This is a genomic window from Desulfitobacterium sp. (assembly GCF_982384815.1).
The window spans coordinates 1-13,256 of the sequence record NZ_CEVWNY010000013.1; the positions used below are offsets into that span (position 1 = coordinate 1).

Annotated in this window: 13 protein-coding genes; 11 read left to right on the top strand and 2 right to left on the bottom strand. The window is 42.5% G+C overall.

The window, feature by feature from the left end; all coding sequences use genetic code 11:
- Nucleotides 1–280 precede the first annotated feature (280 nt).
- The 3 genes from AC1U9U_RS03885 (at nt 281) to pyk (ending at nt 4,437) form a co-directional block, all read left to right on the top strand.
- The gene (locus AC1U9U_RS03885; protein WP_479959236.1) at nt 281–1,384 is read left to right on the top strand and encodes a PRK06851 family protein; all 1,104 of its coding nucleotides are present in this window, start codon (nt 281–283) and stop codon (nt 1,382–1,384) included.
- 132 nt (nt 1,385–1,516) lie between these two features.
- Nucleotides 1,517–2,527, top strand: a complete 1,011-nt coding sequence (gene gap / locus AC1U9U_RS03890) for a type I glyceraldehyde-3-phosphate dehydrogenase (protein WP_479959237.1) — start codon at nt 1,517–1,519, stop codon at nt 2,525–2,527.
- Between the two features lie 173 nt (nt 2,528–2,700).
- On the top strand, nt 2,701–4,437 hold the full coding sequence (pyk, locus tag AC1U9U_RS03895) for a pyruvate kinase (RefSeq protein WP_479959238.1): 1,737 nt from the start codon (nt 2,701–2,703) through the stop codon (nt 4,435–4,437).
- Nucleotides 4,438–4,501: 64 nt separating this feature from the next.
- On the opposite strand, the gene AC1U9U_RS03900 is transcribed toward pyk, so the two are convergent.
- Together AC1U9U_RS03900 and AC1U9U_RS03905 are read right to left on the bottom strand one after the other, a co-directional pair.
- The gene (locus AC1U9U_RS03900; RefSeq protein ID WP_479959239.1) at nt 4,502–4,792 is read right to left on the bottom strand and encodes a hypothetical protein; all 291 of its coding nucleotides are present in this window, start codon (nt 4,790–4,792) and stop codon (nt 4,502–4,504) included.
- Between the two features lie 134 nt (nt 4,793–4,926).
- Nucleotides 4,927–5,100: a DUF896 domain-containing protein gene (locus AC1U9U_RS03905; RefSeq protein WP_479959240.1), complete on the bottom strand. Its 174-nt coding sequence runs from the start codon at nt 5,098–5,100 to the stop codon at nt 4,927–4,929.
- Between the two features lie 222 nt (nt 5,101–5,322).
- Between AC1U9U_RS03905 and AC1U9U_RS03910 the strand changes: the two genes are divergently transcribed.
- The 8 genes from AC1U9U_RS03910 (at nt 5,323) to cybH (ending at nt 13,215) form a co-directional block, all read left to right on the top strand.
- Nucleotides 5,323–6,645 (top strand): peptidoglycan DD-metalloendopeptidase family protein, encoded by a 1,323-nt coding sequence (locus tag AC1U9U_RS03910; RefSeq protein WP_479959273.1) that lies wholly within the window; start codon nt 5,323–5,325, stop codon nt 6,643–6,645.
- Between the two features lie 81 nt (nt 6,646–6,726).
- Entirely contained in the window at nt 6,727–7,149 is a 423-nt protein-coding gene (locus tag AC1U9U_RS03915; protein ID WP_479959241.1) for an acyl-CoA thioesterase, read from the top strand.
- Between the two features lie 98 nt (nt 7,150–7,247).
- Complete coding sequence (locus tag AC1U9U_RS03920) at nt 7,248–7,385, top strand: hypothetical protein (RefSeq protein ID WP_479959242.1); 138 nt, start codon at nt 7,248–7,250, stop codon at nt 7,383–7,385.
- Between the two features lie 140 nt (nt 7,386–7,525).
- Complete coding sequence (locus tag AC1U9U_RS03925) at nt 7,526–8,371, top strand: DegV family protein (protein ID WP_479959243.1); 846 nt, start codon at nt 7,526–7,528, stop codon at nt 8,369–8,371.
- Nucleotides 8,372–8,385: 14 nt separating this feature from the next.
- A complete protein-coding gene (locus tag AC1U9U_RS03930; RefSeq protein WP_479959244.1) occupies nt 8,386–9,651 on the top strand; it encodes a D-alanyl-D-alanine carboxypeptidase family protein in 1,266 nt (421 codons plus the stop codon).
- Nucleotides 9,652–9,902: 251 nt separating this feature from the next.
- A complete protein-coding gene (locus tag AC1U9U_RS03935; protein ID WP_479959245.1) occupies nt 9,903–10,991 on the top strand; it encodes a hydrogenase small subunit in 1,089 nt (362 codons plus the stop codon).
- Nucleotides 10,992–10,993: 2 nt separating this feature from the next.
- Complete coding sequence (locus tag AC1U9U_RS03940; RefSeq protein WP_479959246.1) at nt 10,994–12,550, top strand: nickel-dependent hydrogenase large subunit; 1,557 nt, start codon at nt 10,994–10,996, stop codon at nt 12,548–12,550.
- 41 nt (nt 12,551–12,591) lie between these two features.
- Entirely contained in the window at nt 12,592–13,215 is a 624-nt protein-coding gene (gene cybH / locus AC1U9U_RS03945) for a Ni/Fe-hydrogenase, b-type cytochrome subunit (protein WP_479959247.1), read from the top strand.
- The last annotated feature ends 41 nt before the right edge of the window (nt 13,216–13,256 follow it).

A 13,256-nucleotide genomic window follows, 5' to 3' on the forward strand; every position in this document is an offset into this window, starting at 1 on the left:
TAAAAAAGTCTCACGTCCAAAATCACCTGTTACCGTAAGAGACCCACACTATCAGGAATATGATATACAAAAAGAACGGAACATCTACGACTATAAGGGATACAGGCATCCATAAGCATCAAGAAGAGGGAGCGGTTCTTATTACTGTCACCCTCTTTCTTATTAGACCCTTATGTCACTATGCTGCACCCATTTAGGCACAAGCTATTGTCACCGATCGAGACACATTTGCATAGAATTATTGTTGCAGGAACTATACTAAAAGAAGGGGGAGTAAGTCATGCCAAGAAAACCGGTAATTAGAAAAATGTTCCCCGGTGGTGTTACTTATAAGGGTTTCTTTTCTTATTATAGCTATTTGGCAGACCAAAGTGCCCAACATATTTATGTAATAAAAGGCGGTCCCGGTGTAGGTAAATCTACTTTTATGAAAAAGATTGCTGAGGAAATGATCGGGAAAGGTTATGATATTGAATACCATTGCTGCTCCTCAGATAATAACTCTATTGATGGGATTGTTATTACCCAGTTAAAAATCGCTTTGTTAGATGGCACGTCACCGCATATTGTCGATCCTAAAACCCCGGGGGCAGTAGATGAAATCATTAATTTAGGAGAATTTTGGGATGAATCCAAAATTGTTCCCTCTAAACAAGCGATTATTGCCTGTAACCGTGAGATCAGCCGTAGCTTTCAATGTGCTTACTTTGCCTTAAAAGATGCCAAAAATGCCATGGATGAGTGGGAATTTTATATTGAACCCTACCAGAATTGGCAAGGAATTAATCAGCAATATTTAGACCTTATCCAAAAACTCTTTAAATCTAAGTCTCAAGTTGGATCGGGTAAGACCCGGCATTTATTTGCTTGGGCCCATACACCTCAAGGGAGAACTCAGCATATTGACACCCTTATCCAAGGCATGGATTCCCTCTATCTGCTGACAGGGCAAGGGGGAACGGGAAAATCGACCTTCTTAACCAAGTTGGCCGACTATGGGAAGATGCTAAATTATGATCTGGAGATATATCATAGTGCTCTTGAACCAGAAAAAATCGACTTATTGGTTATACCCGAACTTCGGACGGCTTTAGTTGTTTCTACCGAACATTATCCCTACCACCCGCAATTTACGGGAACAATTATCCCGCTGGATTTTGACAAAACTTTAGATAAAGAAGGACTTAAGATCTACCAAGATAATATTTATGCTTGCCGAAATCGGATCGAAGAAAGTATTAACCGCGCCTTATCCCATTCGCAAAGATCGAAAAAACTCCATGATCAGTTAGAAGGATACTACATTCCCGCCATGAATTTTGCCGAGATTGAAGGAAAGAGAGAAAAGGTACTGCAAAATATTTTAAATGTTTCTAAAAAGTAATAAATCTATTATAATAAATATGCCAACCAATTTTCTTCATAGCAAAGCAAAAGGCTTTGCAATTTTTTTATCCCCCTGGGGTATTCTAATTGTGTCGCATTTGGCTGCGGCGGGATTAAGGAGGGTTTCTTAATGAGTATACGAATTGCTATTAACGGCTTTGGGCGAATCGGTAGACTTTCCATGAGGGCCATTTTGGAAAGAAAAAGCCCTATCGAGATTATTGCTGTCAATGATCTGGGAGATCCAGATCTTCTCGGACATCTTTTTAAATATGACTCAATTCACGGTATCTTACCCTATGAGGTTAAAGTAACGGAAAATACTCTTGAAGCCTTGGGCCAAAAGGTTGTATTCTTAGCGGAAAAAAGTCCGGAAAACCTCCCTTGGCGGGAATTAGGTGTAGATTTAGTTATCGAGTCCACAGGACGTTTTACCAAGCGGGATCAAGCAGCCCTCCATATCCAAGCCGGGGCAAAAAAAGTAGTCATCTCCGCTCCCGGAAAAGATGAAGACATTACCATTGTCATGGGGGTCAATGACCATCGTTATAACCCCAAAGAACATCATATTATTTCCAATGCCTCTTGTACTACCAACTCCCTGGCTCCCATCGTCAAAGTTCTTCATGAGGAATTTGGGATTGAGCAAGGTATGATGACTACAACTCATTCCGTAACCAATGACCAAAGGATTTTAGATCTTGAGCACAAAGATTGGCGAAGGGCCCGGGCAGCATACCAATCCATGATCCCCACAACTACCGGTGCTGCTAAAGCAGTAGAACTTGTACTTCCGGAATTAAAGGGCAAGTTAAAGGGTTTAGCCGTGCGAGTTCCTACCCCAAATGTATCCCTGGTGGATTTTGTAGCTAATCTAAGTAAGTCCACAACTAAGGAGGAATTAAATAACAAGCTGCGCCAGGCGGCGGAAGGAAAACTTAAAGGGTATTTGGCCTATTCGGAACTTCCTTTGGTATCGCATGATTTTAATGGCAATCCCCATAGCTCAATAATTGATGGATTATCTACGATTATGCTCGGTGAGCACATGGTTAAGGTACTTGCTTGGTATGATAATGAGTGGGGTTATTCCAATCGCATTATCGATCTCATCGAGTTAATTGAGTGCAAAGGTCTATAAAGGTCTATCTTTTTGTAGAAAGAATGGTAAAATTTTATTATAATAGTTTAAGAAGCGGAATACCCGCCTTAAATAATACATAATTAGATATGCTGAATTGAACGAGACTTCTTTCAATTGGCGATTCGACCCCACTGAAGGTTAGTTCAGTGATAATTTTTATGGAGGTAAATATGCGCCGCACAAAAATCGTTTGTACCATCGGACCGGCCAGTGAGTCTAATGAACGGGTCCGGGAATTGCTAAAATCCGGCATGAATGTTGCCCGCTTAAACTTCTCCCATGGCACCCATGCAGAACATGGTAAACGGATTCGTACCTTAAGAGAGGAAGCTCAAAAGCTAGGAATCCATTTAGGAATTCTTTTAGATACTAAGGGCCCTGAAATCCGCACTGGCACGGTGGCGGATGAAGGAGTGCAATTAAACCAAGAAGCAACCTTCGTTCTCGATACGGACTTATCCACTCTGGGAACAGCTGAAAGAGTGGGGGTAACCTATTCCGACTTATGGAAAGAGGTTCATATAGGATCTCATATTCTCCTGGATGATGGTTTAATCGATCTTGAAGTTATTTCCGTAGATACAGAAAAAATCTCTACAAAAGTTCAAAATGGTGGCCTCTTAAAGTCAAAAAAAGGGGTCAATGTTCCGGGTATACCCGTCCAACTTCCGGCTATAACCGATAAAGATCGGGAGGATATTATTTTTGGCATCCATGAAGGAATCGACTTTATCGCTGCATCCTTCTCCCGCAAAGCTTCCGACATTTTGGCCGTACGCCGTTTGGTTGAAGAGGAGGGGGCCAATGTTAAAATCATTGCCAAGATTGAAAATCGAGAAGGCATAGATAATTTAGACGAAATACTGGAAGTTGCCGATGGACTGATGGTGGCCCGGGGGGATTTAGGGGTTGAGATCCCTGTTGAGGAGGTTCCCATCCATCAGAAAGATATGATTGAAAAATGCCACAACCTCGGTAAATCGGTGATTGTCGCCACGCAAATGCTGGACTCCATGATGCGCAATCCCAGACCTACCCGTGCTGAGGCCAGCGATGTTGCCAATGCTATTTTAGATGGTACGGATGCCATTATGCTCTCCGGTGAAACTGCTGCCGGACAGTATCCCGTCGAAGCAGTACAAATGATGAATAAAATTGCCCTGCAGACAGAAAAACACTATTTCAATGGCAAAACAACCTACTACCCACATGTCAATATTGCCGAAGCCATTAGCCACGCTAGCCATACTATAGCAAGGGATTTAGAAGCAGCTGCGATATTGACACCCACCCACTCAGGATCTACAGCCCGGATGATATCTAAATATCGTCCTCAATCATTGATTATTGCGGCTACCCCCTTCGTTCATGTGGCTCGACAACTGGCCCTACAATGGGGAATATATCCTTTGCTTATTCCCGAAAGTTCCGGTACGGACCAACTGTTATCCGTCTCGGTCAATGAAGCAATCTCCCATCACCTAATTAAAACTGGGGATGTAGTTGTTATCACTGCCGGGGTTCCGGTAGGGAAGGTAGGTACCACAAATATCATTAAAGTACAAGTAATTGGCGATATAATTGCCAAAGGAACCGGTATTGGGCGTAAATCATATTCCGGAGCAGCCAAAATCCTTACCACCCCTGGTACAGAGAACTTCAAGAAAGGAGATATCCTTATTGCCAGTTCCACCGATAAGGAATATAATCCCTTGATCGCCAAGGCTGGGGCAATTATTGTTGAAGAGGGAGGTCTAACTTCCCATGGGGCAATCGCAGCCCTACATTATGGTATACCTGCCGTTGTTGGAGCAAAAGATATTAGTATGAAGATCAAGGATGGCCAAATCCTGACTGTTGATGCAGTAGCCGGAGTGGTCTACGATGGCACCGTCAGTATTCTTTAAAAAGTAAAACCGCCGGTTGGCGGTTTTGTTTTTGCTATCCTGGAAATGATCTAAGCTGCCAACCTTATTTCGGTAACTCGGTAGGCGGCGGATCAATAAATCGTTTATGCATATATACTTCCTCATTATTGGGGATGTTATTGGGAGTCTGGTCATCAACGGTATCTTTGTCAATTGTGCTTTGAGTCCTCTCATTAAGTATTTCGATCATCCCGGCATCACTTAATTCGCCGGCAATTTCAAAAAGGGAGGCTTTTTTACTTGGGGCAAGTTTATTGACAAAGCGATTAATTTTTACCGGAGGAACAAGATTGCGAAATTTAACTCCTCCATATTTCATAACACGTTCAGGCAACGATAATCCCTCCTCAAATTCCTTAGTCTATTGTTAGTATGCTTTTCTTGATCTTTTAAATACACAGCATATTAACTAAAGAATGCAAGAAAGGGAGTGATCATCATCAATGTTGGAGCCCGGAAAAGACTCCCTCAGTCATTTTCAATTTTAACACGATTAAGAGTATCAACAACTTGTCCTCTAATAAAGCCAAGATACTCTTGGCGCAAAGCTTCTTGCTCAGCCTTTTCCCAATCTTCTAATCCCACAGATCTTTGTTTCCGTGAGAGTTCATTGATTCTCTCAATAAGGGTATTGATTTCCATCTTTTTGATTCTCCTTTTACTTGGGTTAAGCAATTATTATGGGATAAAATTACTCTTATCACAGTGATTCTATGATATAATATATTTTAGAGCTTGTCTAATTGAGAAAGGAGGCTTAAGAGCATTCTTCAAAAAGTAAAAGAAGATTTTCTTAAATTCAAAAGAAAGTTTTCTAAAACCCCTGGTTTATCTCTAAGATCCCCCAAAATCATCCTTGGGGTAATTGGACTAAGTGCAATATTAGGCGGTACTCTTTATTACGGAAGTACCACAACAGCTGCCGCCTTAATATTAAACGGTCATGAGATAGGTTTTGTGACAACCCCAAAGGAAGGCGAACAACTTATAGATGATATACTTGTTACTAGAGGGGAATCTTCAGGAATTGTTGCAAAGACCCATGACAGTATAGAGTTCCAAGATTTGCGGATAAGTAAAGCGACTCTTCGGAAGAACTATGTAACAGTAGATAAGCTTGACAACTTAATAAGTACATATTTTGAAGGATATCAATTTTCCATCGAAGATAGCCCCATAGCTATATTTCCAAAGGAAGAAGATTTTGCTGAAATCCTTAAAACTTATCAAGAAATTTATGCCAAGCCCAGTGAACATAATAAAATCTCTTCCGTAGAATTTAGGGAGGAAATCACCACTCAGCCTGTGGAAGTGCAGTTAGAGGAATTCAGTTCGCCGGAAGCTGTCCTTGAGGACTTGAAAAAGGGACATAAGACACAGCGGGAGTATATTGTAGAACCTAATGATTCCTGGTGGCTAATCGCCAGAAAAAACAATATGCTGACTAAAGAGGTTTTAGCCGGTAACCCCGGTACAGATGAAGATACCACTATTAAGGCCGGGGATAAAATTAATTTAGTTAAGATAATGCCTTATCTCACTGTCGTAAGTAAAGGTATCTACACAGGAAGCGAAACAGTACCTTTTGATGTGGTCACGAAGACGGATTACAGCTTACCCAGTGGTACTTCGGTAGTACGTCAAGCGGGGAGTGATGGCAGTAAAATTGTCACCTATTCCTATATTCAGGAAAATGGTAAAAACATTAAAAAGGAAATTTTAGAAGAAAAGATTACGCAAAAGCCGGTAACTCAAATAATTGCTAAAGGCCCTGTTTATGCATCCACCAATGTAGCACTTTCTCGTGGTTCGGGAAAAGTTTCCGGCCTAGGCTGGCCCCTGCAGGGAGGAATTAACTCTTATTACGGGTATCGATGGGGAAGCTTTCACACGGGCTTAGATATTGACGGTAATACCGGGAATGCTTTCATTTCTGCTGCTAGTGGAACCGTAAGTACTGCAGGTTGGAGCGGTGGCTATGGCAACATGATCGTAATTGATCATGGCAATGGGGTCGCTACTCGCTATGCTCATGCTTCCGAAATACATGTTACTAAGGGGCAGCAAGTTAATAAAGGCGAAGCCATCGGTCTAGTAGGCTCCACCGGTCGTTCAACAGGCCCACATTTACACTTTGAAGTGATTACTAATGGCGATACGGTTAATCCCTTAAGTTATTTACCTTGACTAGGAAAAGCGTCTAATGGCGCTTTTTTTGCAACACCGAGCTTTAGATAAAGATTAAGAGGGTTTTAAGGAGGATTTTTTATGTTTCTAACTTATCAAACACCGGTTAGGGTCCGTTATGCGGAAACAGATCAAATGGGAGTTGTCTATCATTCCAATTATCTTATTTGGTTTGAGGTAGGCAGGGCCGAGTTGTTGCGCAATGTAGGATTAGCCTATACCACCTTTGAGGAACAAGGCCTTGCTGTAGCTGTAGTTGAAGCTACCTGTCGCTATCGCCGTCCCGCTCTTTATGATGACGATCTCATTATCGAAACAAGTTTGGAAAGCTTTTCATCCCGTAAACTTACCTTTACTTACAAAGTCCTCAGAGGAAATTCCTTATTAGCTGAAGGAAAAACCATTCATGTGTTTATTGACCGTTCCGGTCGCAGCACCGATGCTCGAAACTTTCCTATCTGGGAGGATTTTGAAAAGATTGTTAATGAAACAAAGGAAACTTAATAAAACATCTCTTTACTGATTAAGGGAATATTGAAATACTTGTTACCTTATGGTATCATGTATACACGATACATTGTATTTAGTAAGGAGGAATTCTCATGTTTCTGGTTACTTGGATTGAAGCAGAAGAAGTAAATTACCGCTTGGTTGAGAAACATGAGCTTTCAGATTTTATAGCAATTAACTCCCTTGACACCTTGGATAATCATTTGATAGTTCAGGAATTAAATTCTTAAAAAGTATTTAAAATCGTATATTTTGGCATAAACTAGGATAAGCCCACGAAAGTGGGCTTTTTATTTGAAATAAGCAGGCAGGAAAAAAGCATGATATTCACGAATATATTTTTACCTAGTATTCGAAGGAGGATAAGGATATGAGTTTTGTGGTTCTAGTGGATAGTTCATCAGACTTGCCCAAAGAACTCTGTGAGAAAGAAGGCATTGTGGTTGTTCCCATGCCCGTGAGTATAGAGGGAGAGACTTTTAATGAAGGAATCGATATTTTTCCCCAGGAGTTTTATCCACGGTTCCCTACCTTTAAGGAGCTTCCTAAGACTTCTCAGCCTAATCCGGCGACCCTTAAAGACGCTTACGAGGAAATTTTAGCTCAGGGGAATGAAGTGGTTGCGATCCACCTTTCCTCCGGTTTGAGTTCTACATATAGTACGGCACTAATGGTTCGGGACATATGTTCACAACCGGAGAAAATCCATGTAATCGATAGTCTGGGAGCCTCCTTAGGCTATGGTTTATTGGCATTAGAAGCAAATAAGATCTTAAAAAACGCTAGTTCCTGGGAAGAAACCGAAGCCCAAATTCTTCAAGTTCGTCAGCAAATAAGATATGTGTTTACCCTCGATACCTTGGAGTATTTAGTTAAAGGTGGCCGGGTGAGTAAAACTGCTGGTTTTATCGGAGGGCTATTAGACGTAAAACCAATTCTATTTGTCACTACCGAAGGGCGGATCGAGCCCTTAGCTAAGGTACGCTCCCGGAAGGCTGCTTTACGCAAATTAGTGGATTACCTTCACGAAGAAATCCGCAATCCTGAAAATCAAGTTATTGGGATTTCTCATTCGGCCTGTCATGAAGAGACCAAAGCTTTAGCAGAAGAAATCAAGCAAAAAGTAAAGGTCAAAGATGTAATCATTAGCGATATAGGTTGTGTTATAGGAAGTCATGTCGGTCCAGGAACAATCGCTTTATTCTACCAACGATAATAGGGGGAACCTCATTGAAATCCGTCATAGCATTATTCTTATTTCTGTTTTACACATTTTCCAGTGTTCCAACCTTAGTTGCAAGTCCTATGACCACTCCACCGGAGATTCAGGGAGAAGCGGCTTATTTGATCGATGTCCAATCCGGCCAGACTCTCTTTAGTAAAAATGGTGACGAGCTCCTGGCCCCAGCCAGCACAACCAAGATTATGACAGGACTCCTTGCTATTGAATTAGGTAATCTCGAGGACACCGTTACTGTTAGCGAAACCATGTTAGACTATAATATTGTTTATGGCACAAGGATATACCTGGAACCTGGAGAACAGCTTTCCTTGGATGATATGCTTTACGCACTCCTGTTAAATTCCGCTAATGATGCAGCAGTTGCCATCGCTGAACATGTCGGTGGAGATATGCAGAGTTTTGTCGCCCTCATGAATCAAAAAGCAATGGTGCTTGGCTTAAAAAATACCACTTTCAAAAATCCCAGCGGTCTTAATGAGGAAGGACATTTGACAACGGCCCATGACCTGGCTCGAATTGCTCAGGCCGCCTATGGTAATTCGACCTTTCGTGAGTATATCAAAACCAAATCCCATGTGATTCCCCGGAAAAAAGAAAATGTTCCTATCGAAATGTTTAACGAGAACAAACTTCTTTGGCGTGATGATACCATAACCGGGATGAAAACAGGATATACATCAGTTGCCCGGAACTGTTTAGTGGCTTCTGCTTCTCGTGATGGTCGAGATTTAATTGCCGTGATCCTCAAATCTCCTGGACGAGAAATCTACGCAGATATGCAAACCTTACTGGATTATGGATTTGAGCAGTTTAATAATACCCTCTATAAAGGGATCGGTGACACGGTAGGTCAGATTGAAGTCCAAAACAAGCCTGTAAACTTATTGTTAGATCAAGAAGTATGGATCACTCAAAATAACAACGGGGGTGGAACAGGACCGCAGATTATTATCAAGCCGATTACCGAAACCCTTACCGAGGTTACTTCCGGACAAGTCTTAACCCGACTAGAAGTTTGGGAAGGGGATGAGAGGATTAGAGAAGTACCCTTAGCCGCTGATCGGACGGTAAATATTCCGCCGCCTGCAGTGGAGAAAAAATCCTTGGCTTTCATTACCGGTCTGGGATTAATCTTAAGTGGAGGAATACTTTTGGGGGCGGTCCAACAGCGAAAACATGCTGAGCGACGCAAGGAACGGGCACTTCTCAGAAAAGAACGACAAATTACAAAAAGCTTATATTCTAAAAGATAAGAATTAGACAAAAGGGTATTTCAAATAATGAGATACCCCTTTTTAGTTTAACATCGATTAATTCTATTAGTATTAGAAAAATAATTGTGAATTAGTGTGCAATTTTTAGTGACACTTTTCTCAATGTCAGAAAAATCTAAAAATTATCTAAATTTTTGCAGGATTTTTTTTTGAGGTGCCGAATATAGGTTTTATAGATTAGAAACCCTTACAGATTTCAAAGATCTATAAGGCTTATGGAGGTATTGTAGATGGGAAAACTTGATTTTCTTCGGGCCAGCGGAATAAGTCGTCGTGACTTTATGAAGCTCATGGCTGCCACAACTGCAGCCCTTGGTCTACCTGAGGTCCTAACACCGCAAGCTGCCAAAGCAGTAGAAGCAGCAATGCAAAAACCCCCGGTTATGTGGTTGCATGGTATGGAATGTACTGGCTGTAGCGAATCCTTACTGGCGACCATCAATCCCAGTATCGAATCCTTAGTACTCGATACTCTTTCCATTCGATATCATGAGACTATTATGGCTGCTTCCGGTCATGTAGCCGAGCAAGCTTACAAAGATACTCTGAACGAGAAATTCGTCCTAGTCGTGGAAGGCTCAATTCCTGCTTCAGAAGAAACTGATATTTATTGCATGGTAGGGGGAAGACCTTTCCGGGAAACAGTTCTGGAAGCCGCTGCTAAGGCCCAGGCAGTGATCGCCATCGGCAGCTGTGCCACTGATGGTGCAGGTATCCCCGGTGCATGTGCCATTAAACCCATCGGGGTTAGAGAACTACTGCAAAAGAATAATATATCTACTCCAGTGATTAATCTACCCTGTTGTCCGGTAAAACCCAATACCCTTATCGGTACCATCGTTTATTATCTTACTTTTAATGCCGTACCAGAGCTGGATAAACAGGGACGCCCCCTTATTTATTATGGAAAGCTCCTCCATGATAATTGTCCCCGTCGCGGACAATTTGAAGCGGGGCATTTTCTAGAAGATTGGAACAATCCGGCTCAGAAGGATTACTGCTTACTTCTTAAAGGTTGTAAAGGACCAAAAACCTATACCGACTGTGCTCAAGTCTGGTGGAATGACAATGCGAACTTCTGCATCAATGCCGGCTCTCCTTGTTCCGGTTGCTCAGAATCAGGCTTCTATGCCCAATTCAGCCCCCTCTATTCCAAACAGGAAAACTTCTCACTGCCCGGAATCGGCCAGATTAATGCCAATACAGTGGGCAAAGTGGTGGGAGGCGCTACTGCCATTGGTTTAGGAGCGCATTTTGTGGCTACTGCTGCCAGCGGCAGACTTAAAAATAATGGCTCTGAGCAGAAGAAGGAGGACTAAAAATGGGTACAGTAATTATTGATCCCGTGACTCGAATTGAGGGTCACTTAAAAGTAGAAGTAGAAGTTAAAAATGGCGTTGTTACCGATGCCAAATCGATTGGTACCATGTTCCGCGGCTTCGAGCCTTTATTAAAAGGTAGGGATCCCCGCGATGCTACTTATGTCACAGAAAGAACCTGTGGTGTCTGTGCCAGTGCTCATGGTTGGGCATCATCTCTATGCCTGGATGATGCTTTTGGCGCCAAAGTTCCTGCCGGTGGTCGGCTCATTCGTAATCTCATTAATGCGGCAATGTGGCTTCACGATGCCCCACTCCATTTTTATCATTTAAGTGCTTTGGATTTTCTTGATATCACTGCAGTAGCAAAATACCAGGGTCAGGACCCCGGTCTCCTGCGCGTGAAAGATAAGATCGGTAAATTAATTGCGGCCGGGGATACAGCTCCACTTACCCCTCGTTATGAGCCCGATGAGTACTGCGTGAATGATCCTGAACTTGTTACCCTTGCCGTATCTCACTACTTAAAAGCATTGGATATGCAAGCCAAAGCCAAGAAGATGTCGGCACTTTTTGCCGGAAAACAGCCTCACCAGTCATCTATCGTAGTGGGTGGAGTAACCATTTTACCGAATATTGAAGTCGTCGAGCAATACCGCTCCCTGTTATTAGATCAGATTGATTTTATCGAAAATGTCTATCTGCAAGATGTCTTAACCTTTGGAACCGGCCCGTTGCTCCCCCTTGCTCAAGCCGGAGTGGGCGGAGGTTATGGTAACTTCCTCTCCTATGGCGGTTTTGGCTTGGATGATGAGGGAAAAGATTTCTTCCTTAAGGCCGGAGTTATCTTTGACGGCAACTTAACCAATGTAATGCCCGTTGATCAAAGCAAGGTTACCGAGGAGGTCACCTATGCCTGGTATAAAGACAATCCTAATGGCAATCATCCCTATGACTCTGACACCGTTCCTGATGTTAAGAGAGCGGATGCCTATTCCTTTGTTAAAGCACCACGTTATGACGGCAAGCCTGTTGAAGTGGGTCCATTAGCGCGGATGCTGGTATTGCAGCCTAAGGGTCTTATGGATATCATCTCAAAATATAAGATTAAGCCCGGTGTGGTTGCCCGCCATGCCGCTCGTGCCTATGAAGCAGTTATCTTGGCTAAGGAGATGCTTAATTGGCTTGACCAATTGGAGGCGGAAATGGGCAAAGGCCTTAAAATTCATGACACCGAACACTGGAATCCTCCGGCTACCGGTCAAGGTGTTGGTTTGACTGAAGTTCCTCGGGGTGCTTTAGGCCATTGGATTAAAGTTAAGGATCATGTTACCGAAAATTATCAAATGGTTGTTCCTACTACCTGGAATTTCTCTCCGAAAGATGCTCAAGGTAACTATGGTCCCCTAGAAAAATCCCTCATCGGCGTTCCCGTTCCCGATGAAAATAACCCCATTAACGTAGTCCGGGTAGTCCGTTCTTTAAACCCTTGCCTAGCTTGCGCTATCCATCTTATTGATCCCCAAACCAACGAAATCCGCAAATTCCGCATTGGTTAATCCGGTGCTAATAAGATTGGAGAGAAAGCGAGGGAAAAAGTATGGCTAATCCAGCAGAACATCCGTTATCCCATCGGGTAACCCATTGGATTAACTTAATCAATTTTGCCGCCTTGATTATAACAGGCTTGTTGATTCATGCTCCCTATGAGGGGATGCCTATGAATTTTATCCGCAATATCCATTTCATCTTTATGTTTAGCTTAATCTTTACGGGGATTGTTCGCTTCTATATCTCCTTTTTCAGTAAGCATCGGGATTTTAAGAAATTCTTGCTTAATTCCCATGATGCGAGGAGCTTTATTCCCCAAATCAAGTATTATCTCTTTATCCAAAAGGACCATCCCGATAATCCCAATCCCTATAACCCCCTCCAGAAGCTTGCCTATATTGGTTTACCCATTTTGGCAGTCCTGCAAATTATCACCGGAGCCTTGCTCTATTTACCCATGAAATTTGCCAGCTTAGAGGCGACTTTAGGTGGGCTGGCAGCTATCCGCGGCTTTCACTATGTCATCACTTGGCTGTTTATTGCCATTATCGCAGTCCATGTGTATATGGTATTCACGGAAGCCATCGACCAGTTTTGGTATATGTTTTTCGGCAAAGACCCGAAGAAGAAAAAGACCACGACCGCAGGAAAAGCTACTACTGCTCAGCACTAATCCATAAATCATGGGTTCCTTGACGATCTAAAGAGAAGAGC